Source organism: Kitasatospora sp. NPDC058243, assembly GCF_042882025.1.
In the GTDB taxonomy this organism is placed as follows: Bacteria; Actinomycetota; Actinomycetes; order Streptomycetales; family Streptomycetaceae; genus Kitasatospora.
Window position 1 is genome coordinate 99,416 of sequence record NZ_JBHVWW010000005.1, and the last position, 24,284, is coordinate 123,699.

A 24,284-nucleotide genomic window follows, 5' to 3' on the forward strand; every position below is an offset into this window, starting at 1 on the left:
CTTCCTCTCCCCCCTCCCTTGTCTCCGTCCCCCGAACGGCCGTACCCGACGCGCCGGTCGACGGTGGCCCGGCCAGGCTGGGGTTCGGCCCCTGCCCGTCCCCGGCCCCGAGGAGTACACCACCGTGGTTTCCCCGATCATCACCCCCGACGGTTCCCCGGTCCAGGGTCCGCTCGGCCAACTCGCCAAGGCCGCCTGGCAGGTCCTGCTGCTCGCCGGAATCGTCTCGCTGGCCCTCGGAATCGTCGTCTTCGTCTGGCCGAAGGAGACCCTGCTGGTGGTGGGCGTGCTGTTCGGCCTTTACCTGCTGGTCATCGGCATCGTGCAGCTGATCGCCGCGTTCGGCACCCACGCGACCACCGCACTGCGGGTGCTGGCCTTCATCAGCGGGGCGATCTGCGTCCTGCTGGGGCTGCTCTGCTTCCGAAGCGCGGCGCAGTCGCTGCTCCTGCTGGCGATCTGGATCGGCATCGGCTGGCTGTTCCGGGGCATCACCCAGCTCGCCGCCGCGGTCTCCGACCCGGCGATGCCGGCCCGTGGCTGGCAGGCCTTCGCAGGCGTGGCCAACACGGTGGCCGGTGTGCTGCTGCTGGTCTGGCCGGTCGGTTCGATCGCCGCGTTGGCCGTCCTGGCCGGCTGTTGGCTGGTGATCCTCGGACTGATCGAGATCGTGACGGCCCTCCAGATGCGCGGCCGGGCCAAGCAGATCCCGGCGGGGGTCTGACTCCACGGGCCTGACTCCACGGCCTGACTTCAAGGGTCTGGCTCCACGGGTCTCACTCCGCATCTCCAACCTCACGGGACAGAACAGCTAGCGCGTCGGCGCGTAGCCGATCCGGAACGTGGCGGCCTCCAGCCGTTCCGGTGTGAGCCGGACGTCCGTCAGCCGCTCGGCCAGCGCGAACGCGGCCTCGGTGTGCAGGTCGTGACTCTCCCCGTCGAGCTGGAAGCCGCAGGCCGTCAGAAGCGCGGGGACACCGGGGGCGTCGGCGTCCGAACCGTGCCGCTGGGTGGGGAACAGCGGCTCGAACTGGAGCCGGCAGCTGCCCTGCTCCCACCAGTTGAAGTGGTCCACCGCGACGGCGTTCCGGAAGTGCGAGACCAGCCGGGTGCCGTCGGCGAGGCGGCGGATGACGTCGGGCAGGCTGCCGAGGTAGCCGAAGACCTCGACGACGACGGCCCACCCGTCGAGTTCGGTGACGGCGACGAGCAGCCGGTCGTCCTCCGGCTCGATCCGGGCCTCCGCCTCCTCGTCCTCCCCGTCGTCGAAGGTCTCCCAGGCGGCGACCACGGCGTCCAGACCGGTGACCTCCCGACCGGGCAGGGCGCCGAAGCGGCGCAGCAGTTCGTCGGCGGTGATCCCCTCGACCAGCGTCAGGCAGTGGGCCGCCCCGGGGATGGGGTAGCGCTGCTCGAACCAGGTGTAGTCGGTGGCGTGTGCAGTCATGCGTCGATGCTGCCAGCTGCCTGTGACATCGCTGGCCGGGGCGGCGGTTGCGCGGCGTCCTCAGAGCCAGACCGGCGCGTCCGTCCCCCAGCGCCCCGGCGGGCGGGACCAGTCGGTGGGCGCGCCGGTGTAGGCGATGGGCGGCAGGGCGTGGCGCAGCCGTCCGTAGGCGGAGTCGGTCTCGGCGAGCCACCGGGCCGGGTCGTACGCCCCGGTGTCCGGAGCACCGTCCGCCGGAGCGCTGTCCGCCGGGGCAGCAGGGGCGGGCGCCTCGGGCGGGATGCCGTGCAGCAGCCACGAGGCCGTACCGGCGAGGGAGAACCGCAGGTGGCGGCCGCCGGGCCGGCCGGTGCGCTGCTCGGTGAGGGCGCGCAGGACGGCGGCGGCGACGAGGTAGCCGGTGCCGTGGTCGAGGGCCTGGGCGGGCAGTACGCCCGGGCGGCCATCGGGGCCGGCCTCGTGGGCGGCGATGCCGACGCCGGCCTGGACGAGGCTGTCGAAGCCGCGCCGGCCGGCCCAGGGGCCGGTCCAGCCCCAGGCGCAGAGCTGCGCGACGATCAGGCCGGGGTGGCGGGCCGACAGTGCGTCGGGGGCGAGGCCGTGCGCGTCGAGGGCTCCGGGGCGGTAGCCGGTGACGAGGACGTCGGCGGTGGCGAGCAGGCCGTCGAAGACGGCGCGGTCGGCGGGATCGGCGAGGTCGAGGCGGGTGGAGCGCTTGCCGAAGCCGGTGTCGGCGTGGGCGTCGTCGGCCTCGGGGAGGTGGGGCGGGTCGACGCGCAGGACGTCGGCGCCCAGCAGGGCGAGGGTGCGGGTGGCGACCGGGCCGGCGATGACCCGGGTGAGGTCGAGGACGCGGATCCCGGCGGCGGGCCGCTCGGGGCCGGCATCGCCGAGCGGGCGGACGGACGCGGTGCCGGTCACCCGGCTCTCCACCAGGGGGTGCGCGGTGGCACTCACCGGCGCGACGGCTACGGCGAGCGCCCCCGCTTCGAACGCCCGCTCCTGGACCTGCTCCGCCGGCAGTTCGCCCAGCAGCTTGGCGAGCATTTCGGGCCCGGCGTCGGCGGGCAGGTCGAGGGCGGCGAGCAGTCGGGTGCGGTGGTGCGGGTAGTTGGCGTGGGTGCGGACCCAGCCGTCGGCGGCGCGCCAGAAGCCGGAGTGCGGGGCGAAGCTGACGGGCGTGCGGCCGTCGACGGTCAGGTGGCGTTCGCTGACGAAGGCCGTGGCGACGGCGCCCTGGTCCACCCGGACGGCGGGGACCGGGCCGCCGGCGCGGTGGGCGGCGAGTTCGGCGGCGGCCAGCGAGCAGGCGGCCACGGTGGCCCGGGCGAGCCTGCGCACCGGCAGGCCGGAGGCCAGGACGTCACCGGGGCCGTGGAAGGAGACCCGCCCCAGCAGCTCGGCCGATCCGCCGAGGGCGGCCCAGAGGTCGGCGGTGGGCCGGTCCGCAGGTTCCCCGCCGGCGGCGGGCTGTTCGGTGGACGCGGGCTGATCGCCAGACGCAGGCTGATCGGTGGACGCGGGCTGATCGCCGGGCCAGGTGCCGGGGAAGGTCGGACGCTCTGTCATGCCCGGCATTGTGCTCCCGTTCTCAGGCGCTCGCCGTGACGCCCGCCACCAGCATCAGCAGCACCGCCGAGACCAGGGTCATCCGGCGCGCCGCACGCGGGGTGCCGCCGAGCCGGCCGCCCAGGCGTCCGCTGGCGTGCGCGACCAGCCCGTACACGACGGCGCAGGCCAGCACGTTGAGCGAGCCGAGGGCGAGCACCTGCCCGCCGACCGGCAGCGCGGCGCCCGGCTCGACGAACTGCGGCACCAGGGAGAGGTAGAGCAGCAGCCCCTTGGGGTTGAGCAGGGCGGTCAGCATGCTCTGGCGCAGCACGGTCGCGGTGGGCTGCGGCTTGGGCGCGGTGAGGGCCGTGGCGCCGCCGCCCTTGCGCAACGCGAGCAGCATGGTGACGGCCAGCACCAGCAGGTACGCGGCGCCGGTGAGGCGCAGGACGGGCAGGGCGGCGGGGACGGCACGCAGCGCGGCGGCCAGGCCGGCGCTGGAGAGCAGGGTGTGGACGGCGTAGCCGGCGCAGACGCCGCCGACCGCGATGAAGGCGGCGCGCCGACCCTGGCCGAGGCCTCGGGCGGCGATGTAGAGCCAGTCGGGCCCCGGTGTGCAGACCAGCAGCAGGTCGACTCCGAGGAAGAGGAGGAGGGCGTGGGTGTCCATGGGTGGCGGTGACCTGTCGTGCTCGTTCGGGCGGGTCCCGGCCGTTGGTCCGGTGATCCTCGCGGCACCTGTCCGGTGCGTTCGGTCACTGAAGGTAGCCGGATAGCCCTGGCACGCGATGGCCACTTCCTGCTGGTCCGGCCCGCCTTTTGGCAGAATGTTGCGCCATGGACCGAATCGACCGCAGAATCCTCCGCGAGCTCCAGCAGGACGGCCGCCTGACCAACGCCGACCTGGCCGCCCGGGTGGACCTCACCCCCTCCCCCTGCCTGCGCCGGGTCCGACAACTGGAGCAGGACGGCGTGATCCGCGGCTACCGAGCGCTCCTGGACGGCACGGCGGTCGGACGCGGTTTCCAACCCTTCGTCACGATCACCATGCGTCACGAGGATCAGGTGACGGTCGCCGAGTTCGAACGCCGGGTGGCGGAGCTGCCGGAAGTGGTGGAGGCGCACCGCCTCTTCGGGGAACCCGACTACCTGCTGCGCATCGCGGTGGCCGACATCGCCGCGTACGAGCGCTTCATCACCGACGTGCTCTCGGGACTTCCGGGGATCGCGCAGGTCAACTCGCATCTGACGATGAAGCAGGTGAAGGCCGACCGGGGGCTGCCGATCGGCGGGTAGGCTGCGAACGGGGGCCGCCGCGGCCGCCCGTACGGGGGACAGCGCGACAAGGGGAGCTCCATGCACGCGGTCCGCCGCCTCGATCTCGGGTACTTCGTCCGGCCTGCGTCCGAGGTGGGCGGCCCGGAGCCGCGGGTGGAGCCGGTCCTCGCGTACCTGGTCCGCCGCCCGGAGGGGCTGCTGCTGTTCGACACCGGGATCGGCGCAGGCGAGCCCGAGACCGAAGCACACTACCGCCCGGTCCGCCGCCCGCTGACGGAGGCGCTCGCGGCCGTCGGCGTCGCCTGCGCCGACATCGACCTGGTGGTCAACTGCCACCTCCACTTCGACCACTGCGGCGGCAATCCGCTGCTCGCCGGCACGCCCGTCCTCGTCCAGGCGGCCGAACTGGCCGCCGCCCGGCGCGGCGCGTACACCATCGACGCGCTGGTCGACTTCCCCGGCGCCGACTACCGCGAACTGGACGGCGAGACGGAGGTCTGGCCGGGCGTACGGGTGCTGCCCACGCCCGGGCACACCGGCGGCCACCAGTCACTGGTGGTCGAGCGGCCCGGCGGCGGCGCGGTGATGCTGGCCGGGCAGGCGTACGACTTCGCGTCCGAGTACGGCCAGGCGGTGCTCGCCCGGCGGGCGTCGCGCGAGGGCGTGGCCGCGCCGCTGCCCGGTTACCGGGCATGGCTGGACCGGGTGGCGGAGTACGGGCCGCGCCGGATTCTGTTCGCGCACGACCACGCGGTCTGGGAACCGGTCGGATAGGGCCAACGGCCGGGCCAGGCACAGTTCAGGGGGTCCGGAGGGCTCGGAGGGCTCGGAGGGCTCGGAGGTTCAGAGGGCTCGGAGGTTCAGAGGGCTCGGAGGGCTCGGAGAGTTCAGAACGTGAAGCGCAGCGACCGGACCCGGTGGTCGAAGTTGGACGGCACGATGTCCGGCTCGCCGACCGACCGCACCTCGGGCAGCCGGGCGAACAGCTCGCGGAACAGCACCTTCATCTCCTGCCGGGCCAGGTGCGCCCCGATGCAGTAGTGCGGCCCTCCGCCGCCGAAGCCGAGGTGGGGGTTGGGCGTGCGGGTGATGTCGAACGCGTCCGGGTCGGGGAAGACCGTCTCGTCCCGGTTGGCCGAGCCGAAGAACAGGGCGACCTTCTCCCCCGCACGCAGCAGCGGGCCCCCGGGGCCGCCGAGCTCGTGGTCGACGGCGAGGGTCCGGCGGAAGTGGATGATCGGCGTGGCGTGGCGGATGATCTCGTCGACCGCACCGCCGAGCCCCCTGTCGAGGTCCGCGAGCAGCAGGGCGCGCTGCTCCGGGTGCGCGGTCAGCAGGTGCAGGCCGTGGGCGAGCGCGTTGCGGGTCGTCTCCACACCGGCGACCAGCAGCAGGGAGAAGAACGCGCCGAGTTCGCGTCCGGTGAGCCGGCGGCCGTCCACGTCGGCGGTGACCAGGGCGGAGATCAGGTCCTCGGTGGGCCGGCGGCGGCGCTCACGACCGATCGAGGCGACCATGCCCTGCATGCGGGCCAGCGCCAGCAGCCCGCGCCCGGGCATCCGGATCCGGCGGCGCAGCGGGCGGGCCACGCCGATGTTCTCGGAGGCGTGGTTGACCTGGTCCAGGATCATTCGGCGCGGATGTTCCGGGATCCCCATCATGGTGCAGATCACCTGGAAGGGGAGCTCGGCGGCCACGGAGGTGACGAAGTCCTCCGGCCGCCGCCGCTCGACGTCGTCGACCAGGCGGGTGGCGACGCGGCGGATGTCCTCCTCGACCTGGCCGAGCAGCCGGGGGGTGAAGGCTCGCGAGACGATCCTGCGCAGTTGGGCGTGCCGGGGGTCGTCGAGGTTGACCATCGAGTCGCCGAACACCAGCCGGACCCAGCGGGGCGGTTCCGGGGTGGTGACGCCGGGGCCGCTGAGGAACACCGCGGGGGTCCGGCTGGCCTCGACCACGTCGGCGTGGCGGACCAGCGCGTGGAAGCCCCGGCCGGTGGCGGGATCGCCGAAGAACACCGGCGCGGGGCGTCGGCGCAGTTCGGCGAAGGCGGCCGCGCGGGCGGGGGCGGGCAGCTGCCAGAAGCGGGGGTCGGCGAGGTCGGCGGCGGGGGCCGCCAAGCCGGTCGAGGTCTCCATGGCCGGGCCTCCTGCTTCGCGTTCGGCGTCCACCCGGCAGCCACTATCGGTACCGGGGTGTGCACATTTAGTGAGCAAGCGGGGGGTGATGTCAAACCGCGTCGATGGTCGTACGAATGGGTTGGTGCGGCGGCCGGGCCGGACTCTCGACACACGGAGGCACGGGGCCGGGCATGGTCTCACGGGGTGGAACCGGCCAATACCGGAGGGTGCGGTCCGGGCCGGGCGGGGCGGGTGCGACGATGAGTGCCATCGTGATGACCGACCGGATCCGCCTGCTGCGCGCCGTGGTCTTCGCCGCGCTGTGCGTGGCGCTGGCCGCCGCGGCGCACGTCGCCATGGCCGGAGCCGGGGTCTCACCACCGGTGCTGATCGGCGCGTTCGGGGCCGTCCTCGGTCTGACCTGGCTGCTCGCCGGCAAACGGCGCGGGCTCGGCGCGATCAGCGCCTGGATGGTCGCGGCCCAGAGCGCGCTGCACCTGCTGTTCGAACAGGCCGCGGCGCTCGGCCGGGGAGGCGGCGGTCTCGGCCGGCTCGCCACCACGGACTGGGCCGCGCTGCTGCTCTGCAACCCCGAGCGGATCCCCGGCGGGCTCTCCCCCGTCGAGCTGGCCCGGATGGCGGGCCTCGACCCGGACGTCCCGCCCGCCGCCAACGGCCTGCACACCATGGCGGGCATGCACCACGGGACGGCGGCGGGTGTGGTTTCCGCCCCGGTATCGGTATCCACGTCCGCGTCGGTCTCCGGGTCCGCGTCCGCTTCGGCTTCGGCTTCGGCTGCGGCCGATGGGACGGCGCTGGACGCGGCCGGGATGGCGGGGATGCCCGGCATGCCGGGTACGTCGGGCCTCTCCGGAGCACCCGCCGCACCCGGGATGCCCTCCGGGACGGCACACGGCATGGCACACGACATGGCGCACGGGATGTCCTTCGGGATGATCGCCGCCCACGCACTCGCCGCGCTGGCCTGCGCGCTGCTGCTGTGGCGCGGTGACGCCGCGCTGGTCCGGCTCTTCGACCTGCTCGGCGCGCTCGGCACCGTGGTCGCGGGAGTGCTGGTGCTCCCGCTGCTGGCGCTTTTCGCGCGCCCCTTCGGCTACCGCCCGCCGGCTGCACCCCGACCCGCCGGCGGCCGGACCCGGCCATCCCGGTCGGTGCTGCTCACCCATGCCGTGGTCCGGCGCGGCCCGCCGGCGCTCGCCCTCGCCTGCTGACGCGCCCGCCGTCCCCACTCCTGCGCCTACCGCCCCCGGCAGCCCACCGCCGCCGGGGACCGTAGGGCCCACGGGGTTCGCTCGGCGGGCAGGTCGCCCTGCCGCTCGGCCGTGCCTTCGCCGCCGTGCCGCCAGGGCCCGGGCCCGCGCCTGCCCGCCGTCTCCTCCGTGGAGGCGCTGCGGGCCGCGCGGAAGTCCCATGGACGCCGGCGGCGCCGCCTCGGGTGGCGCCGCTCCCAGCCCTCCCCTCAGGACCTTCGCATGCCTGACTACGACGGCGCACCGGCTTGGACCGGCGCCACCGTCCTACCGCTCCACGGCCTCCGGCCCGTCCGGAGCCTGACCGCCCCCGAGCCCCCGCACGCCGAGTCCGTCCAGCAAACGGGCCGACCACTCGTCCGACGGACCGGCGGCGGCGCTCGCCCGGACGCGGCCGCGCAGTTGCTCGGCCCGCTCCAGCCACGCACGGCAACCGGCGCAGCGCGCGACGTGCCCGTCCAACCGGCCACCCGGCAGTCCGGTCGGTTCGCCGTCGAGCCGGGCCGACAGGGCGGTACGGAACTGCGCGCATCTCATACGACCATGGTCCCGCACTGCCCTCACGGCGAGACCGGCCGGGTGGGAGGCCATCGTGGATGACGAGCAGCTCACCGCGCTCGCGCTGACCGCCCGCGCGGGCCGGGCCCCGGACGTCGAGGCCTTCGTCCGCGCCACCCAGCGGGACGTCTGGCGGTTCGTCGCCCACCTCACCGACGTCCAGTCCGCCGACGACCTCGCACAGGAGACCTTCCTGCGCGCGCTGCGCGGCCTGCCCGCGTTCGCCGGCCGCTCCTCGGCCCGCACCTGGCTGCTGTCGATCGCCCGGCGCACGGTGATCGACCGGTACCGGACGGCCGCCGCCCGACCGCGCTGCGCGGCGCTGCCGGACTGGCAGGAGGCGGCGGAGCGACAGGGAGCCGAACCGGCGGCCGGGTTCGAGGACGGCGTCGCGCTCGGGGACCTGCTCGACCGGGTGCCCGCCCAGCGGCGGGAGGCCTTCGTCCTCACCCAGATGGTCGGCCTGAGCTACGCCGAGGCGGCCGAGGTCGCCGGCTGCCCGATCGGCACCGTGCGCTCCCGCGTCGCCCGCGCCCGGGAGGAACTGATAGCCCGGCTCCGCGCGGCCGAGGGCGGGGAACTCGCAGCGGCCTGCTGAGCGGACGGACGGCAGGTGGCCGGCGCCGGGTAACAGATGACAACTAACAGATAACAGATTTCGAAATCTGTTATCTGTTAGTTGTTAGTTGTCGGTCGTCATCTGTCCGCCGCCCGCCACCCCCGCCTGTCCGTCCGTCTGTCCGTCTGTCCGTCCGAAAATTCCTTCACATGTTCGGAACTGGAGCCCCCGCGCCTCCGACTGCTGTACCGGACCCCGCCGCCGAGGCGGTGTCCGGGACAGCAGTCGGGCAACGGAGGGACTTCATGGCAGCGCAACAGCCGCTGACCGCCGCCACGTTGATGAACAGTCAGGCAGAACCGGCAGACCGGTGGATCCTGGTCGTGGCCGCCGGGCTGCTCTCGTTCGTCGCGATGCTCGACATGAACGTGGTCAACCTGGCCCTCACCGACATCTCGGCCAGCCTGCACGTGTCCGCCGGGGTCGCCCAGTGGGCCACCCTCGGCTACCAACTCCCGCTGGTGGCACTCCTCTTGCCCGCCGGGCGCTGGCTGGACCAGGTGGGCACCCGCTCGGCGCTGCTGCTCACCGTCAGCTGCTTCGCCGCGTGCAGCGTGCTGGCCTCCCTCGCCCCCTGGGCAGGCTGGCTGATCGCCGCCCGACTGCTCCAGGGCGCCTTCGGCGCGGTGCTGTTCGTCCTGATGCCGGTGTTGGCCGCCACCTCCGTCCGCCCCGAATCGCGCGGACGGGCGATGAGCATCCCGGCGACGCTCGGCCCGCTCGGCGCCGTCACCGGGCCGGTCATCGGCGGCCTGCTACTGGACCACTTCGGCTGGCGGGCGGTCTTCCTGATCAAGCTGCCCGTCTGCCTGGCCGCCGTGCTGATCGTGCGCCGGTACGCCCCGCGGCGGGGCCGCCTGCGCCCGCCCGACCGGGCGTCGCTCGGCGACGCCGCCCTGATAGGCGCGGCCGTCGCCGCCGTGCTGCTCGCGCTGACCCTGGCCCCGGAGGCGCCGCTGTGGCTGCTGCTGGCGCTGCCCGCCGCCCCTCTGGTGCTGGTCTGGCTGCGCCGCCCCGGGGGCAGGCCGGTCGCCGAGGTGCTGCGGGCCGCCGGAACCGTCGGGGTCAACGCGTCGGTGCTGGCCCTCGCCGCCGGCTTCGCGGCCTGCCACTACCTGCTCGCCCAGCACCTGCGCGGTCCGGGTGGCGAGAGCGCCACCGCCACCGCGCTCACCATGCTGGCCTTCCCGCTCGGCATGGTGCTGGCCGGCCGGGTCGGCGGACGGCTGGCCGACCGCTGGGGCGCCCGCCCGACCGCGCTCGCCGGCGCCGCCGTCACCACCCTCGGCCTGGCGCTGCTCGTCCCGCTGGACACCGGCTGGTCCGCCGCCGACATCGCCTGGCGGCTCGCCCTGGCCGGTGTCGGGATGGGCCTCAACGGCGGCCCCACCCAGGCCCTGGTGATGACCGCCTCGCCCCCTGGGAAGCTCGCCACCGCGGGCTCCGCCGTCCAACTGGCCCGCAGCCTGGGCTTCGCCCTCGGCCCGGCCCTGGCCGGCGCCGCCGCGCTGGCCGGCGACCGCGCCACCACCGGCACCCGGACGGGCATCGCCCTGGCCGCCCTGGTCGCGGCGACGGCCGTGGCCCTGCTCGCCCTGCACCGCCGCCCACGGACCTGAGCCCGCCGGACCGCGCCTCCCCAACTCCCAACGCCCGCATGCCCAGAGCCCGTACCCCAGAGCCCGTACCCCAGAGCCCATACCCGAGAGCCCGCACCCCGCCATGCCCGCACCACCGGAGGAACACCGCAGATGACCGACACCGTCCACGATCCGGCGCCGGCCCACCCGGCGGACGAACCGCGCTGCCCGTACGGGTACGACCAACTCCCGGACCCCATACCGCTGTACGGCCCCGCGTACAAGAGCGACCCGTACCCGCTCTACCGGCGGATGCGCGAGGCCGGGCCGGTGCACCGGGTGGAGTTCCCGAGCGGCATCCACGCCTGGCTGGTCACCGGCTACCAGGCCGCCCACGAGACCCTCAACGACCCCCGGTTCGGCAAGAACCACGCGCTGGGCAACGAGAACTGGCACAAGCTGGCGTCGATCATGCCCGAGCCGCAGCACTCCCAGTTGCAGGTCCACCTGCTGCACCAGGACCCGCCCAAGCACACCACGATGCGCCGGCTCGTCCTGGACGCCTTCGCGCCGCGCCGGGTGGAGTCGTTGCGCCCGCGCTTCCAGGAGCTGGCCGACGCGCTGGTCGACGAACTGCCCGAGACCGGCGGCGCCGATCTGGTGGCCGGCTTCGCGGCGCACTTCCCGTTCCGGGTGCTCGCCGAAGTGATCGGCCTGCCAGCCGAGTTGGCGGTGCGGTTCGACCGCGACTGGGGCAAGGTCGTGCAGCCCGTCGGCCCGCACGATCCGGGCCGCCCGGCGTACGAGGCGCGGCTGCGCGGCCTCCAGACGTACATCGCCGACGTGGTCGCCCACAAGCGCGCCGGGAACCTCGCCGATGGCCACGACCGGCACGACCCGGACACGGCCGGCGCCGACCTGCTGGGCCGGCTCGTCGCCGCCCACGACGCGGGCGAGTTGAGCCGCGAGGAGCTGGACTCCATGGTGTTCCAGCTGTTGGTCGCGGGCCAGGAGCCGGTCACCAACCAGATCACCACCATGCTGATCACGCTGCTGCGCCACCCCGACCAGCTCGCCCGGCTGCGCGACTCCCTCTCCGAGGGGCCTGCCCACGACCCCGGCCTGTTGGCCCGCGCGGTGGAGGAACTGCTGCGCCACGACGCCGCGTTCGAGCTCACCACCTGGCGCTTCCTCGCCGAGGACGGAGACCTGTTCGGGACCACCGTCCCGGCCGGCGACTCGGTGATCGTCTCGCTGTGCGCCGCCAACCGGGACGAGACGCGGTTCCCGGACGCGGACCGCCTCGACCTCGACCGCACGCCCAACGCCCATCTCGCCTTCGGCCACGGCATCCACTACTGCCCCGGCGCCGCCCTGGCCCGGGCCGAACTCCAGACCGCCGTCGCCGCCCTGCTCACCCGGCTGCCCGGGCTGCGCCCGTCCGAGGCCGCCGACGAGGGCCTGGACTCCCTCGCCTGGATCCCCGCCGTCCTGGCGCGCGGGGTCAACCGGCTGCCCGTCGACTACGACCGGCGCGCCTGAGCCGGGGCCCCCGGCCGCCCTGCGAACACCCCGCGGCCGCGCCCGCCCGCCGACGTCCGCCCGACGTCCGCCCGACGTCGGCCCGGCGTCCGCTCCACGCCCGCACCACCTTCCACGGAGGACCACCATGCCGCCCGCCGGCACCGTTTCCACCCGCCACCACCACACCGCACCTGCGCCCACGCCCGCACCGGAGCCCGCGCCGGAGCCCGCGAACACCGGGGGCGGCACCGACCAGCAGGACGCCGCACGGCTCGCCGCACGGATCCTCGGCCTGCTGCTGCCGCACCGCCGCGCCTCCGACCCGGGACTGGACGCCAAGCCCGAGCATTTCCCGTTCCAGCTGGCCCAGTTGAAGGACTTCATCACCGCCGGCGACCCGATCCTCTTCACCCTGCCCGGCTTCCCCTGCAAGTCGCCGAACCCCGCGAAGGTGCTCAGCCACCTGCCCGACGAGGGCGAACGGCTGTCGCTCACCTTCCTCGACGGGCTCTGCGCGGAGATCGGCGGGTACTACGAGCCCGGCGCGCGGATCCTGATCTGCTCGGACGGGCACATCTTCGGCGACCTCGTCCACGTCCCCGACGACCACATCGACGAGTACTCCGACGAGTTGACGGCGATGATCGCCCGCGAGGAACTCGCCCACCTCGCCACCTTCGACCTGCGGGACGTCCTCGGCGACCTGCCGTACGACGACAAGCGCGCCCGGGTGCACGCCCAGTACGCGCCGAGCGTCGAGGAGTTGCGCGAGCAGGTGCTGACGGACGAGGAGACCCTGCGGCTCTACCGCGGCATCACCCGCTTCCTGACCGACGACACCGTCGGCTTCACCGGCACCCGCTCCGCCCTGCAGCGCGACTGCCGCCGCCGCGCGTACGGGGTGATCCAGCGCAGCCGCGCCTGGGGCGAGTTGATCGCCGAGCAGCACCCCCGGTCGGTCCGGCTGTCCATCCACCCGCAACCGGCGGGCGCACCGAAGTTCGGCATCCGGCTGCTGGAGGCCGCCGACGCCTGGATGACGCCCTGGCACTCCTCGGTACTCCACCGCGCCGACGGGGACTGGGAGTTGCTGCGCAGCGAGGACGCCGCGCAGCGCGGCCGGCTGGTCGAACTCGACGGCCGGCCGAGCCACTACGAGGCGCTCTGACGCGCAGGCTCCACCCCGGCGGCGTCCAACCCGGCGACCCCCGCCCCTCCAGCATCCGCCCCGGCCCCGGCACCCTCCACCGGAGCCGGGGCGGTCGGGACGGCCGGGGTCGGGGCGGCCGGCGTGCGGTGGTCGAAGGCGATCAACGGGTCACCGGTGAGCGGGTGTTCGACCACTGCCGCCCGGACGCCGAACACCTCGGCCAGCAGCTCCGCGGTCAGCACCTCGCGCGGCGCCCCGGAGGCCACCAGGGCGCCGCGGTGCAGGACGTGCAGCCGGTCGCAGACGGAGGCGGCCGCGTTGAGGTCGTGCAGCGCGACCAGGGTGGTGCGGCGCTGGTCCCGCAGCAGGGCGAGGAGTTCGACCTGGTGCCGGACGTCCAGGTGGTTGGTCGGCTCGTCCAGCACCAGGACGTCCGGCTGCTGGGCGAGCGCGCGGGCCAGCAGCACCCGTTGCCGTTCGCCCCCGGACAGTTGGGCGAAGCGGCGGTCGGCGGCGTCCGCCATGCCGACCCGTACCAGCGCGTCGGCGGTGATCCGGTGGTCCTCGGCGTCGTCGCCGGCGAACGACCGCTTGTAGGGGGTGCGGCCCATCGCGACCACTTCGCGGACGCTCAACTCGAAGTCCCCGCCCCGCTCCTGCGGCAGCGCGGCGATGTGCCGGGCGGACTGCGCGGGGCGCAGCCCGGCCAGGTCGCGCCCGGCCAGCAGCACCCGCCCGGCGCTCGGCCGCAGGTGCCGGTAGACGGTGCGCAGCAGGCTGGACTTGCCGCTGCCGTTGGGCCCGACCAGGCCGGCGATCTCCCCCTCCTCGGCGACCAGGTGGACGCCGGCCACCACCGCCCGCCCGGACAGGGTGACGCTCAGGTCCTCGACGGCGATCCTCACGTGCGCTCCAGTCGTCGGTCCAGCAGGTAGAGCAGGGTGGGGGCGCCGAGGACGGCGGTGACCACGCCGATCGGCAGTTCCTGGCCGTCCAGCGCGGTGCGGGCCACGGTGTCGACCACGACCAGCAGCAGTGCGCCGGTGAGCGCGGACAGCGGCAGCAGGCGCCGGTGGTCGCCGCCGACGAGCAGGCGGCAGACGTGCGGCACCATCAGTCCGACGAAGCCGATCGCGCCGGAGACCGCGACCAGCACGCCGGTCAGCACGCTGGTGACGACGAAGACCTCCCGGCGCAGCCGGGTGACGTCCACGCCGAGCCCGGCGGCCGTCTCGTCGCCCATGAGCATCGCGTTGAGCCCGCGGGCACGGGCCTGGAGCAGGGCCAGACCGAGCGCCACTGCGACGGCGGGGACGGCGAGTTGGGCCCAGACGGCGCCGCCGAGACTGCCCATCAGCCAGAACAGCACGCCACGGGTCTGCTGCTCGTCGCGGGTCTGCAGGACGAGGTAGCTGGTGATGCCGCCGAGGAACTGGGCGATGGCGATGCCCGCGAGGACCAGGCGCAGCGGGGAGAAGCCGCCGCCGCGCCGGGCCGCCAGCCAGACCAGGGAGAACGCGGCGAGCGCGCCGGCGAAGGCCGCAAGGGAGACGGTGAGGCCGAGCGCGCTGCCGAAGGCGAGGTCGAGGCCGAGCGAGGTGCCGAGGACGATCGCCGCGACCGCCCCGAGGGAGGCGCCGGAGGAGATGCCGAGCAGGTAGGGGTCGGCGAGCGGGTTGCGGACCAGGGCCTGCACGGCCGTGCCGACCAGGCCGAGCCCGGCCCCGACCGTCGCCGCCAGCAGGGCGCGCGGGACGCGCAGTTGCCAGACGATGAGGTCGCGGGTGCCGGGTTCGGGGGCCCGCCCGGTGAGGTGGTGGGCGACCACCGACCAGACCTCGCCGGGCGGGATGTCCACCGCGCCGAACGACACGGCGGCGGTCAGCGCGAGCACCAGGGCGGCGGTCAGCGCGACGGCCAGCGGCCCGGCCCGCAGGGTGCGGGCCGGGCGGGGCTCCTCGCGCCGTTCGGCGGAGACGGCCGACGTCACCGTCTACTGCCCGTTCTTGACGAGGTCGGGGTGGACGGTGGCGGCGATCTGCCGGACGGCGTCGGCGTTGCGCACGCCCGCGATGGTGGTGACCTCGGAGCCGAGCCGCACGAAGTGGCCCTCCTGGACGGCCTTCAGGCCCTGGGTCGCGGGGAAGCCGCGCAGGAACGCCTCGGCGTCGTCGAAGGCCTTGCGGGTGGCCTCCTCGCTGCCCCGGTTGCGGACGGCGAGCTGGATCCAGTCCGGGTTCTTGGCGACGACGTCCTCCCAGGAGCCGGGCTTGAAGTCGGCGTCGCAGTCGGCGAACACGTTGCGGGCGCCGGCCTGGGTGATCACCGCGTTGGCGACCTGCCGGCCGCAGACCGCCACCGGCTGCTTGGTGCCGGCGTCGAAGTCGAAGACGAAGTAGCCGGGCCGCTGCGCCTGCGCGACGCCGGCGAGGGCGGTGCGCACCTCGCCGACCTGCTTCTCCATCCCGGTGACGAGTTCCTCCGCGCGGGCGGCCGTGCCGGTGACCGCGCCGAGGCGGCGGATGTCGTTCTCGACCCCGGACAGGTCGGTGCGCGGCGCCTTGGCGGCCTCGGGGGTGCCGGCGCAGGCGGTCGAGAGGAGGTAGACGTGCTGGATGCCGGCCGCCGCGAACTCCTCCTCGCTGGGCCCGGTGGCGCCGCCGCCCATCATCGGCATCGCGCCGAAGGTGTCGACGTAGAGGTCGGCGCCGGAGCCGAGCAGCTTCTCCTTGGGGATCGTCTTGTCGCCGAGCACCGGCACCTTGGCGCCCTGTTCGGCCAGGGCCGGCGGGAGGGTGCCCTTGCCGGGAGGGAAGCCGGTGCCGATCACCCGGTCGCCCGCGCCGAGTTGGAGCAGTATCTCCAGGGCGGCGGCATTGCTGGTGACGATCTTGGCGGGGGCCTTGGCGATGGTGGTCTCCCGGTCCGCGCAGTCGGCCACCTTGACGGGGTAGCCGCCGGCCGGGGCGGTCTGGGCGGCGCCGGCCGCGCCGCGCTCTCCGCCTCCCCCGCCGCCGTTTCCGGCACCGCTTCCGGCGCCGCTTCCGCAGGCCGTGGCGAACAGGGCGACGGCGGCCGCGATTCCGCAGACAACGCGAGGGCGCATGACAATTCTCCTGGTCGGTGATCGGGCCAGGGCGTGTCTGACAATTCGCGGCGGATCAGCGCGCGGCGTTGGGCGCCCGGCTGGGCGCGCCGGCGAAGCGTCCTCGTACTGGGCCGTACTTGGACGTTTCGCCGGTGCGTCCAGGCGGGATGCCCGGCGTCGCGCGCCCGGTGGGAATTGTCAGACACGCCCTAGGGGCCCGTCCTGCGAACCCGGACCAGGTAGTCGGCCGGACCGTCCGGGGGGTTCCCGGGGATTTCCGCACCGCCCGGCACCCGTTCACCCGCCGTCCGCCCGCCCGCCATCCGCCGCCCGTTCGCCGCCCGACCATCGCCCGTCCGATGCCCGTGCTGCCCGTTCGCCGCCCGACCATCGCCCGTCCGCCGTCCGTCGGCCGCCCGTCCGCGGACCCCCGGCGTAGGGTGGCCGGATGGCCGATCCCACCGTCCTGCGGGACGATCTCGACCTGCCCGTCCGGTTCGGCCCGCGCCCGCCGCGCCGGGTGGTGTCGCTGGTGCCGTCGCTGACCGAGGCGGTCGCCGCCACCGCACCCGGGCTGCTGGTCGGCGCCACCGACTGGTGCAGCCATCCGGCCGACCTGGCGGTCACCAGGATCGGCGGCACCAAGAACCCGGACGTGCCCGGCATCCTCGCCCTCGCCTCGGACCTCGTCCTCGCCAACGACGAGGAGAACCGGCGCCCCGACCTGGACGCGCTGCGGGCGGCCGGCCTGCCGGTCTGGGTCACCGACATCCGCACCCTGGACGACGCGTTCCGCTCGCTCGACCGGCTGCTCACCGCCGCCTGCGCGCTCCCGCGCCCGGACTGGCTGGACCAGGCCGAGGCAGCGTGGGCCCCGGTCCGGCGCCCGCCGGACGGCCCGCGGGCGATCGTTCCGGTCTGGCGCCGCCCGTGGATGGTCCTGGGCCGCGACACCTTCGCCGGGGACCTGCTGCGCCGCCTCGGCCTCCGGCTCGTCCACGCCGGACACGCCGAGCGCTACCCGGCCGTTCCGCTGCCCGAACTGCTCGCCTGCCGACCCGAGTTGGTGGTCCTCCCGGACGAGCCGTACCGCTTCACGGCACAGGACGGCCCCGAGGCGTTCCCCGGCGTCCCGGCGGCGCTGGTCAGCGGACGCCACCTGACCTGGTACGGACCGTCCCTGGTGACGGCGCCGACGGTCCTCGCGCACGCGTTGGACCACCCGTTCACAGGGGGCATGAACATCACATCGTAGGATGACCGCCACTCACCGGGCCCGCCGGTGACGAGTGGGGGGAACCACAGTGGCAGTGAGCGCATCCCGGAGAGCACTGGTCATGGTGTCGGCCGCAGCGGTCTCGACGGCCGTCCTGGCCGGCTGCGGCAGCAAGCACGCCGACAACCACCAGAACAGCGCGCCGGACACCACGGCGGTCGCCGCCACCGGGACACCGACCGAGACGCCGAGTGCGAGCCCGTCCGCGACCGCCACCCCGACGCCGACCGCCTCCCCGACGGCCAGCGCCTCCCACAGCCCGAACCCGTCCGCGAGCAAGTCCAGCAAGCCCGCCCCGACAACCCCGGCCCCGACCGCCGCCGGCACCAAGCCCGGCGCCCCGAGCAGCCCGCCCGCCGCGCCCGCCACGCCGCCCCCGGTCGCCAAGCCCGCCGTCGTGGCCCCCGTGCCGGTCGCCAAGCCCGGCCCGGTCGCTCCCCCGCCGCCGCCCGCGCCGCCGACCCCGCACGTCCCGCCGCTGCAGAGCAGCTGCCAGCCCAGCAAGCCCCAACCCGACGAGCCCAAGGAAGCCGTCGGCGCGGCCCTCGCCACCGCCGCCGGCCAGGCCCGCACGCTCAACCTCAGCAGCGGCGGCACCGACAAGCTCCCGCCGCTGCCCGTCAACCTGGTCAAGGCGATCGCCTGGCAGGAGAGCGGCTGGCAGTCGGGCATCCTCGCCTGCGACGGCGGGATCGGCACCATGCAGATCATGCCGAACACGATCAGCTGGATGAACAGCAAGTTCGGCACCAACTCCGACGCGAAGACCCTCCCCGGGAACGTCCAGCTCGGCACCCAGCTGCTCGACTGGCTGGTCGCCTACTACGGCGACTCCTCCTTCGACGGCAAGTACGACCTCTCCCCCGACCCGGCCACCGGCAAGACGCCGCTGCTCGACCTCGTCATCTCCGCGTACAACGCCGGGGCGGGCAACGTGCACTACAACACCGTCACCGACCCGGCCACCGGCCAGGTCGTCGGCAACCTGGTCATCCCCAACCCGGGGTACGTGGCCAACGTCAAGGCGCTGATGACCGGCCAGCCGTGGACCAAGACGGGCTGACAAGCCCCCGAACCCGCGCGGGACAGCGGAAGGGCCCGGAACGCGATCCCGCGTCCCGGGCCCTTCGCCGATGTTCCCCGCTCGTACGTCAGCCCCGCGCGGCGGTGACGGCGGCGCCCAGCGCCTCCTTGATCCGCGGCCCGAGGCGGGCGAAGCCCAGCTCCTTCATCGCCGCCCGCAGCAGTTCCTCCTCCGTACGCTCCACACCGTCACCGTCCACCCACCGGACGACGGCGAGCAGCTCGTCGGCCGAGTAGGCGGTCACGGGCCGGCCGGGCGTGAAGTCCGGCTTCTCGGGCCGACCGGCGGCGACGGGCGCGGGCTCGACGGCGGGCGCGGGCTCGACGACCTCGACCTCGACGACCTCGACAACTTCGACAACTTCGGCCACGGCCACGGCCACCGGCTCCGCAACAGCGGCGGGCGCCTCCTCGACGACCTCGACCTCAGCCACCGGCTCCGGCTCCGCAACAGCGGCGGGCTCAACAACCGGCTCGGCCTCGACCACCGGCTGCACGTCCTCAATGGCCTCGGTCGCTTCGACCGACTCCACGACGACAGCGGCGGGCGCCTCCTCGACGACCTCAACCTCGACCACCGGCTCCACGACAACTGTGGGCTCAGCGATCGGCTCGACCTCAGCCGCCGGCTCGTCCGCCTCTGCCACGGGAGCCTCGACCGCGGCGACCTCGGCGACCGTCTCGGGCTCCGCAGCCGGCTCCACCTCAGCCACCGGCTCCACGACGACGGCAGGCGCCTCCTCGACGGCCTCAACCTCAGCCACCGGCTCCACGTCCTCAATGGCCTCGGTCACTTCAACCGACTCCAGGACGACAGCGGCGGGCTCAGCGATCGGCTCGACCTCAGCCACCGGCTCGTCCGCCTCTGCCACGAGAGCCTCGACCGCGGCGACCTCGGCGACCGTCTCAGGCTCCGCAGCCGGCTCGGTCGTCTCCGGCTCGACGACGGGCGCGGCCTCCAGGACCAGCGCCTCCTCCGCAAGCTCGACCTCGGCCTTGGCTTCGACCTCGACCTCGACAGCGGAAACCTCGACGACGGCCTCGGCCTCCGTGGTTTCCGCAGCCTCCGCCAGGGCGGCGGTCGCGGCGGCCACCAGGTCGTCGGCGGCCGGGGACGGCGCCGGGAGGGAGACCACGACAGCGGCCGGGGCTTCCTCCGTCGCCTCTTCCTCGGCCGTCTTGACCACGGCCACAGCCTCGGCGTCGCCCGAGTCCGCGTCCGCGTCGGTCACCGTCTCCTCGACCGAAGCCGGAGCCGGAGCCGGAGCCGAGGCCTCGACGGCGCTGCCCTCCCCCGCGAGCCCGTCGCGCTGGCCGCCGGCCAGGGCCTGGCGGGCGGCGAACGCGGCTTCGGCGGCGCGGCGGTCGGCCCGGGCGGCGGCGAGTTCGGTGAGCAGGTCGCCGAGGCCGGCCTCCTCAAGGGTGGTGCGCAGCCCGCGGATGGTGGGCAGGCGGTAGAGCGTGCCCTCGTCGGCGGCGAGCCGCTCGACGAGGTCGACGAGCTCGGCGAAGGCCAGCCCGTCGAGGTCGTGGTCGGGGAGCATCCGGGCGAGGCCGCGCAGTCCGGTGTTGATCGCCTCGAAGGCCTGGGCGGTGCGCTCGACCAGGGCGCCGTCGGCGGGGACGACCGGCAGGGTGCCGGCGGGGGCGAGGGCGGCCCAGGCGCGGCGCTCGACCTCGGCGGAGGCGAGTGCCTCGTGCAGGTCTTCGCGGCGGATGCGGCGGTCGGTGGCGAGGGCCGTGGCCTGCTTGCGCAGGGAGCGGGCGCGCAGCCAGGAGAGCTTGACGCCGTTCTCGCGGCGCCAGGTGCCGTCGGCGGTGGCGGCGGCGAGGGCGCCGAGGTCGGCGTCGTAGGCGGCGGTGGTGAGGGTGGCGGAGGTGCGGTGGACGCGCTGGAGCATCTCGACGAGGAGTGCGGCCTTGGCGACGGTGTCGGGTTCGTCGAGCTTGGCGTCGGCGGCGAGGACGGTGACGGCGTCCCAGGTCTGGCGGAGGTCGCGGCCGCGCAGTTCGGCGAGGGCGGTGGAGGCGGCCCGGGCGTCCTCGGGGGTGGCGACGGTGTCGACGGCCGCGTACCAGGCGTGGGTGTCGGCGGTGAGGGTGAAGGCCCCGAGTTCGGCGTAGCGGCCGAGGTCCTCGCGGAGGTCGGTCTCCGCCGTGGTGGCCTTGGCGTCCTGGGGGTCCTTGACGTCTGCGGCGTCGGCGACGTCCGCCGGGTCGGCTGCGTCGGCGTTGCGCGAGTGAAGCACTGTCATGTGAGGTCCGGTTCTGGGCGACGACGGCGGGGCTGGCGGCGAGGGGGCGGCGGACCGGTTGCGCGGGGTGCCCCGGGGGCGGGGCTGGGGGGCGCGCGGGCGGGCCGCCGGTTGTGGACGCCCAGAATACGGGTGCCCGTTCGAGCCTTGCACGCACCCACCGCCCGACGGGCGGGTGTCGTGTGCCATACCCCCCGCCTGGCCGCTACCCGGGAGGGCCGCACGGGTGGTGGGGCGTTGGGCCGGACGGGTACTGGGGCCCACGGCCGTCGGGCCGGGCGGGCGGGCTCTCCGGGCGGGCCCCGGGCCGCCGCGGCCGGTCCAGCGGGACGGTGCGGAGCCGTCGGCCGAGGGGTGGGCGGTATCCGGCGCGGCCGAGGGTGGTGAGGTCGACCGGCGCGAGGTACTCGTGGAGCGCGGTGCGGTGCCACCATGCGCCGGTTTCCCGCAGTTCGCGCCAACTGGTGAACCGGTAGAGGTAGAGGGTCGCCCGGACGTGGGTCGGCGGGGTGCCGGGAAAGGGGTTGTGGCGCAGCAGGCGAAGGGTCGCGGGATCGCCGGCGAGCAGGCGGGCGATGAAGGGCAGGAACCAGGGGCGGGCGTAGGCGGGTGAGATGCCGGCGAACCACATCAGCCAGTCGAGCCGCAGGTGGTAGGGGGCGTACTGGCGCGGGAGACGGCGCACGTCGCCGGGTTTGCCCTTGAAGCCGTACTCGTGCCAGACGGTGTGCGGGGTGAGGGTCGGTTCGTCGGTGCCTTCGACGACGACTTCCTGGCGGATGCGGCTGATACTGCCGAAGGCGCCGTAGGTGTTGACGAGGTGCAGCCGGTTGAAGGAGCGGTTCATGGCCTGGCGGCGGGAGACGAGGTTGCGGACCGGCCAGTAGCTCAGGACGGCGACGGCCGCGGTCAGGGCGATCACCAGCGCATCGAACCAGACGGGCGTGGCGGGGTGGACGCGGGCGTGGACGGGCAGTCCGACGCGGGCCGGGTCGACGGCGGCGAGGGCGAGCGTGATGGTGAGCCAGTTGAGCCAGGCGAAGTTGCCCGAGGCGATCAGCCACAGCTGGGTGGCGACGACGGTGCAGGCGGCGTAGCTCGCGACCGGCTGCGGGAGGAGGAGGCCGACGGGGACGACGAGTTGGACGAAGTGGTTGGCGGCGACCTCGACGCGGTGCAGCGGGTCGGGCAGGTGGTGGAAGAACCAGCTGAGCGGTCCGGGCATGGGCTGGGTCTCGTGGTGGTAGCGCAGGCAGGTGAGGTCGCGCCAGCAGCGGTCGCCGCGCAGTTTGATCAGTCCGGCGCCGAACTCGACCCGGAAGGCCAGCCAGCGCATCAGCCAGAGCACCAGGGTGGGCGGGGCGGTGTCGGCGTTGCCGAGGAAGGCGGCGAGGAAGCCCGCTTCGAGCAGCAGCGACTCCCAGCCGAAGGAGTACCAGGTCTGTCCGACGTTGACGATCGAGAGGTAGAGCCCCCAGAGCACCGCCCACAGCAGGACGGACGCCCAGAGCGGGACGGCGTCACCGAGTCCGGCGGTCACGGCGGCGGCGAGCGCGGCGCCGCTCCAGGCGACGGCGGCGAAGAAGCGGTCGCTGTAGTGGAGGTGGAACAGTCCGGGCGAGTGGCGGAACGGGACCCGGGCGGTGAAGCGGGGCACCGGCAGCATGCCGTCGCTGCCGATGAGGGCGCGGAACTGTGCGGCGGCGGCGAGGAATCCGATCAGGTAGAGGCCTGCGAGCAGGCGTTGGACGAGCAGTCGGCTCAACCAGTAGTCGGGGGCGGCGAACCAGTCCATGCGGCCCATGCCTACCATCGGCGGCCGCCGGGCGGGACGCGGCCGGGGCGCGGGCGGGGACGGTTCACCCGCTCGGGCCCGCCCCCGGACGGCACCGTGGCGGGGAGCCTCTCCTCGGGGGTGAGAGGCGCCCCGCCACGGTGGTGGGTGGTGCGCGGTGGTACGGATCGACGAGCAGTGGTGCGGAGGGGGACGGCGACGCCGCACGCGGACGGCGGGTCGGCGGCTCAGCTCGGCAGGACGAGACCGGACTCCCCGGCGATGCCCGGGCGGCCGACGGGGGTGGCACCGTTCTGTTGGAGCCGGTCGACCAGCAGGGCGGCCAGCGTGCCGAGTTCCTCCTCCGTGCGGGACTGCGCGGTGACGTCCATGCCGACGGTGAGGACACCGTTGACCTGGCCGGTGCGTGCGGCCCGCAGCGGGGTGCAGGTGAAACTGAAGATCTGCTGGCCGCGCTGGACGTCGGGGCGGCCTGACTGGATCCGGACGTCGTTGAGGACGGTGCTGCGCCCGGTGTGGTAGGCCTCGACGATGACCTGCTGGAGGCCGGCGGCGCCGAGCTGCGGGTAGGCCAGGCCGATCGCGCCGTACGCCACCGGGGCGCCGAAGGTGTCGGCGTGCTGGGCGTTGGCGTAGCGGATCTCCTGACCGGGGCCGTCGGTCAGCATGATGGGGAACGGGGAGCCGTCGAAGGCGGCGAACATCTCCTGCTGCTGGGCGAGCAGGTTGTCGCGCAGCCGGATCTCGGAGAGCAGTGCCTCGGCGAGGTGCTGGATGTCGCGCAGCCGCTCGCGCCCCCACTGCCGGGGTTCCCGGTCGAGGACGCAGACGGTGCCGATGACGGTGTTGGTGTCGTCGACGAGCGGGGCGCCGAGGTAGGCGCGCACGCCCAGTTCGTCGACGACCGGGTTTCCGGAGAACCGGGGGTAGGCGAGGATGTCGTCGAGCGCGAGGGGGGACCGCTGGGCGACGACATGCGGGCAGAAGCCGTGACTCAGCGGCATCTGACGGGTGGGAAGGTCGAAGGCGATGCCCCGATCGGCCCAGGAAGCGCCTTCATCGACCGCGACGTCGTTCGAGTTTGGCGGAATGTAGAGCCCCCGGAACATCTGGCGCTCGTCGTTGATGAAGTTGACCATCGCGATGGGAGCGCGGGTGATGCTGGCGGCCAGGTGGGCGAAGCGGTCGAAGGCCTCGTCCGCGGACGGTTCGTTGAGACCAAGGCTGCGCAGCCTGCGGGTCCGCTCGGACTCCCCGGCGGCACCCGGGAACTGGCCTTGAGTGCTCATCACATCAGTCATGGCGCACATGTAATCAGACATCCGGGCGGTTCGGTGCTCCCGGTCCGGCTCATCACCGTTGCTGATGGACAGTCAAAGCCGCATGTGAGCGGCCGCTCAGCAGGTTGCCACGGCGGGGCAAGATCACTTCCCACTCAGAGCCATGGCAAAACTCCTCAGCGTAAGGACGGGCCGATTTCCGCCAATCCAAGATCGACTCTGGGTCAGCACAGGAGGCCCATACGACAATGAGCCCTGCCGAAGACACGGGCGGCGTTCCCAACCCCGGGGAGGACGCCCCGAGTTCCGCATGCACCGATTGCAAAGGGGCAGTCGGCCGCCACCACCTCGAACCCCCACTCATTCCCGGGGAGCGGCTGGAGCGACTTCGACAGCACGGACGGAGGCA

At 74.2% G+C, this 24,284-nt stretch carries 21 protein-coding genes; 10 read left to right on the top strand and 11 right to left on the bottom strand.

Annotated elements, in window-relative coordinates; translation table 11 throughout:
• Nucleotides 1-124 precede the first annotated feature (124 nt).
• Nucleotides 125-724, top strand: a complete 600-nt coding sequence (locus ACFVX9_RS05780; protein WP_063349875.1) for an HdeD family acid-resistance protein — start codon at nt 125-127, stop codon at nt 722-724.
• An 87-nt stretch (nt 725-811) separates the two neighbouring features.
• On the opposite strand, the gene ACFVX9_RS05785 is transcribed toward ACFVX9_RS05780, so the two are convergent.
• The 3 genes from ACFVX9_RS05785 to ACFVX9_RS05795 are packed head-to-tail and all read right to left on the bottom strand — an operon-like array spanning nt 812 to nt 3,668.
• Nucleotides 812-1,447 (bottom strand): DUF6461 domain-containing protein, encoded by a 636-nt coding sequence (locus ACFVX9_RS05785; protein WP_387980566.1) that lies wholly within the window; start codon nt 1,445-1,447, stop codon nt 812-814.
• Nucleotides 1,448-1,507: 60 nt separating this feature from the next.
• Nucleotides 1,508-3,016, bottom strand: a complete 1,509-nt coding sequence (locus ACFVX9_RS05790) for a CoA transferase (RefSeq protein WP_387980568.1) — start codon at nt 3,014-3,016, stop codon at nt 1,508-1,510.
• A 22-nt stretch (nt 3,017-3,038) separates the two neighbouring features.
• Nucleotides 3,039-3,668, bottom strand: a complete 630-nt coding sequence (locus ACFVX9_RS05795) for a LysE family translocator (protein WP_380369040.1) — start codon at nt 3,666-3,668, stop codon at nt 3,039-3,041.
• Nucleotides 3,669-3,835: 167 nt separating this feature from the next.
• On the opposite strand from ACFVX9_RS05795, the gene ACFVX9_RS05800 reads away from it, so the two are divergent.
• Together ACFVX9_RS05800 and ACFVX9_RS05805 are read left to right on the top strand one after the other, a co-directional pair.
• Nucleotides 3,836-4,294 carry an Lrp/AsnC family transcriptional regulator gene (locus ACFVX9_RS05800; protein ID WP_063349872.1) on the top strand — a complete coding sequence of 153 codons (459 nt, stop codon included), beginning with the start codon at nt 3,836-3,838 and terminating at the stop codon, nt 4,292-4,294.
• Between the two features lie 60 nt (nt 4,295-4,354).
• Nucleotides 4,355-5,050 carry an N-acyl homoserine lactonase family protein gene (locus ACFVX9_RS05805; RefSeq protein WP_380478422.1) on the top strand — a complete coding sequence of 232 codons (696 nt, stop codon included), beginning with the start codon at nt 4,355-4,357 and terminating at the stop codon, nt 5,048-5,050.
• 113 nt (nt 5,051-5,163) lie between these two features.
• Here the strand turns inward: ACFVX9_RS05805 and ACFVX9_RS05810 are convergent, their stop codons facing one another.
• Nucleotides 5,164-6,414 carry a cytochrome P450 gene (locus ACFVX9_RS05810; protein ID WP_380369033.1) on the bottom strand — a complete coding sequence of 417 codons (1,251 nt, stop codon included), beginning with the start codon at nt 6,412-6,414 and terminating at the stop codon, nt 5,164-5,166.
• 242 nt (nt 6,415-6,656) lie between these two features.
• Between ACFVX9_RS05810 and ACFVX9_RS05815 the strand changes: the two genes are divergently transcribed.
• A complete protein-coding gene (locus tag ACFVX9_RS05815; RefSeq protein WP_387980571.1) occupies nt 6,657-7,628 on the top strand; it encodes a hypothetical protein in 972 nt (323 codons plus the stop codon).
• A gap of 306 nt (nt 7,629-7,934) precedes the next feature.
• Here the strand turns inward: ACFVX9_RS05815 and ACFVX9_RS05820 are convergent, their stop codons facing one another.
• Complete coding sequence (locus ACFVX9_RS05820) at nt 7,935-8,204, bottom strand: zf-HC2 domain-containing protein (RefSeq protein ID WP_387980573.1); 270 nt, start codon at nt 8,202-8,204, stop codon at nt 7,935-7,937.
• 52 nt (nt 8,205-8,256) lie between these two features.
• Between ACFVX9_RS05820 and ACFVX9_RS05825 the strand changes: the two genes are divergently transcribed.
• The 4 genes from ACFVX9_RS05825 to ACFVX9_RS05840 all read left to right on the top strand — a co-directional run bounded on the left by ACFVX9_RS05825 (nt 8,257) and on the right by ACFVX9_RS05840 (nt 13,116).
• Entirely contained in the window at nt 8,257-8,823 is a 567-nt protein-coding gene (locus tag ACFVX9_RS05825; protein ID WP_387980700.1) for a sigma-70 family RNA polymerase sigma factor, read from the top strand.
• 266 nt (nt 8,824-9,089) lie between these two features.
• Complete coding sequence (locus tag ACFVX9_RS05830; protein ID WP_380478416.1) at nt 9,090-10,463, top strand: MFS transporter; 1,374 nt, start codon at nt 9,090-9,092, stop codon at nt 10,461-10,463.
• A 132-nt stretch (nt 10,464-10,595) separates the two neighbouring features.
• Entirely contained in the window at nt 10,596-11,966 is a 1,371-nt protein-coding gene (locus ACFVX9_RS05835) for a cytochrome P450 (protein WP_387980575.1), read from the top strand.
• 127 nt (nt 11,967-12,093) lie between these two features.
• Entirely contained in the window at nt 12,094-13,116 is a 1,023-nt protein-coding gene (locus ACFVX9_RS05840; RefSeq protein WP_079135984.1) for an L-tyrosine/L-tryptophan isonitrile synthase family protein, read from the top strand.
• On the opposite strand, the gene ACFVX9_RS05845 is transcribed toward ACFVX9_RS05840, so the two are convergent.
• Genes ACFVX9_RS05845 through ACFVX9_RS05855 form a run of 3 tightly spaced genes read right to left on the bottom strand, consistent with a single transcriptional unit; the run spans nt 13,101 to nt 16,204 of the window.
• Entirely contained in the window at nt 13,101-14,003 is a 903-nt protein-coding gene (locus tag ACFVX9_RS05845) for an ABC transporter ATP-binding protein (RefSeq protein ID WP_380369016.1), read from the bottom strand. The genes ACFVX9_RS05840 and ACFVX9_RS05845 overlap by 16 nt on opposite strands.
• Nucleotides 14,000-15,088 carry a FecCD family ABC transporter permease gene (locus tag ACFVX9_RS05850; protein WP_387980578.1) on the bottom strand — a complete coding sequence of 363 codons (1,089 nt, stop codon included), beginning with the start codon at nt 15,086-15,088 and terminating at the stop codon, nt 14,000-14,002. The genes ACFVX9_RS05845 and ACFVX9_RS05850 overlap by 4 nt, the downstream gene beginning before the upstream one ends.
• Nucleotides 15,089-15,091: 3 nt before the next feature.
• A complete protein-coding gene (locus tag ACFVX9_RS05855) occupies nt 15,092-16,204 on the bottom strand; it encodes an ABC transporter substrate-binding protein (RefSeq protein ID WP_380478410.1) in 1,113 nt (370 codons plus the stop codon).
• Nucleotides 16,205-16,634: 430 nt separating this feature from the next.
• On the opposite strand from ACFVX9_RS05855, the gene ACFVX9_RS05860 reads away from it, so the two are divergent.
• Together ACFVX9_RS05860 and ACFVX9_RS05865 are read left to right on the top strand one after the other, a co-directional pair.
• A complete protein-coding gene (locus tag ACFVX9_RS05860; RefSeq protein WP_387980580.1) occupies nt 16,635-17,441 on the top strand; it encodes a helical backbone metal receptor in 807 nt (268 codons plus the stop codon).
• An 82-nt stretch (nt 17,442-17,523) separates the two neighbouring features.
• A complete protein-coding gene (locus ACFVX9_RS05865) occupies nt 17,524-18,525 on the top strand; it encodes a transglycosylase SLT domain-containing protein (protein WP_387980582.1) in 1,002 nt (333 codons plus the stop codon).
• An 88-nt stretch (nt 18,526-18,613) separates the two neighbouring features.
• On the opposite strand, the gene ACFVX9_RS05870 is transcribed toward ACFVX9_RS05865, so the two are convergent.
• The 3 genes from ACFVX9_RS05870 to ACFVX9_RS05880 form a co-directional block, all read right to left on the bottom strand.
• On the bottom strand, nt 18,614-20,800 hold the full coding sequence (locus ACFVX9_RS05870; RefSeq protein WP_387980584.1) for a hypothetical protein: 2,187 nt from the start codon (nt 20,798-20,800) through the stop codon (nt 18,614-18,616).
• 205 nt (nt 20,801-21,005) lie between these two features.
• Nucleotides 21,006-22,595, bottom strand: a complete 1,590-nt coding sequence (locus ACFVX9_RS05875; protein ID WP_387980702.1) for a lipase maturation factor family protein — start codon at nt 22,593-22,595, stop codon at nt 21,006-21,008.
• Nucleotides 22,596-22,822: 227 nt separating this feature from the next.
• A complete protein-coding gene (locus ACFVX9_RS05880; RefSeq protein WP_380336013.1) occupies nt 22,823-23,896 on the bottom strand; it encodes a GAF domain-containing protein in 1,074 nt (357 codons plus the stop codon).
• Between the last annotated feature and the right edge of the window lie 388 nt (nt 23,897-24,284).

Excerpts from the sequence above, each read along its gene's own strand:
- ACFVX9_RS05785 (WP_387980566.1), bottom strand. The coding sequence starts at position 1,447 with ATGACTGCACACGCCACCGACTACACCTGGTTCGAGCAGCGCTACCCC.
- ACFVX9_RS05790 (WP_387980568.1), bottom strand. The coding sequence starts at position 3,016 with ATGACAGAGCGTCCGACCTTCCCCGGCACCTGGCCCGGCGATCAGCCC.
- ACFVX9_RS05795 (WP_380369040.1), bottom strand. The coding sequence starts at position 3,668 with ATGGACACCCACGCCCTCCTCCTCTTCCTCGGAGTCGACCTGCTGCTG.
- ACFVX9_RS05800 (WP_063349872.1), top strand. The coding sequence starts at position 3,836 with ATGGACCGAATCGACCGCAGAATCCTCCGCGAGCTCCAGCAGGACGGC.
- ACFVX9_RS05805 (WP_380478422.1), top strand. The coding sequence starts at position 4,355 with ATGCACGCGGTCCGCCGCCTCGATCTCGGGTACTTCGTCCGGCCTGCG.
- ACFVX9_RS05810 (WP_380369033.1), bottom strand. The coding sequence starts at position 6,414 with ATGGAGACCTCGACCGGCTTGGCGGCCCCCGCCGCCGACCTCGCCGAC.
- ACFVX9_RS05815 (WP_387980571.1), top strand. The coding sequence starts at position 6,657 with ATGAGTGCCATCGTGATGACCGACCGGATCCGCCTGCTGCGCGCCGTG.
- ACFVX9_RS05820 (WP_387980573.1), bottom strand. The coding sequence starts at position 8,204 with ATGAGATGCGCGCAGTTCCGTACCGCCCTGTCGGCCCGGCTCGACGGC.
- ACFVX9_RS05830 (WP_380478416.1), top strand. The coding sequence starts at position 9,090 with ATGGCAGCGCAACAGCCGCTGACCGCCGCCACGTTGATGAACAGTCAG.
- ACFVX9_RS05835 (WP_387980575.1), top strand. The coding sequence starts at position 10,596 with ATGACCGACACCGTCCACGATCCGGCGCCGGCCCACCCGGCGGACGAA.
- ACFVX9_RS05840 (WP_079135984.1), top strand. The coding sequence starts at position 12,094 with ATGCCGCCCGCCGGCACCGTTTCCACCCGCCACCACCACACCGCACCT.
- ACFVX9_RS05855 (WP_380478410.1), bottom strand. The coding sequence starts at position 16,204 with ATGCGCCCTCGCGTTGTCTGCGGAATCGCGGCCGCCGTCGCCCTGTTC.
- ACFVX9_RS05860 (WP_387980580.1), top strand. The coding sequence starts at position 16,635 with ATGGCCGATCCCACCGTCCTGCGGGACGATCTCGACCTGCCCGTCCGG.
- ACFVX9_RS05865 (WP_387980582.1), top strand. The coding sequence starts at position 17,524 with ATGGTGTCGGCCGCAGCGGTCTCGACGGCCGTCCTGGCCGGCTGCGGC.
- ACFVX9_RS05870 (WP_387980584.1), bottom strand. The coding sequence starts at position 20,800 with ATGACAGTGCTTCACTCGCGCAACGCCGACGCAGCCGACCCGGCGGAC.
- ACFVX9_RS05875 (WP_387980702.1), bottom strand. The coding sequence starts at position 22,595 with ATGGACTGGTTCGCCGCCCCCGACTACTGGTTGAGCCGACTGCTCGTC.
- ACFVX9_RS05880 (WP_380336013.1), bottom strand. The coding sequence starts at position 23,896 with ATGACTGATGTGATGAGCACTCAAGGCCAGTTCCCGGGTGCCGCCGGG.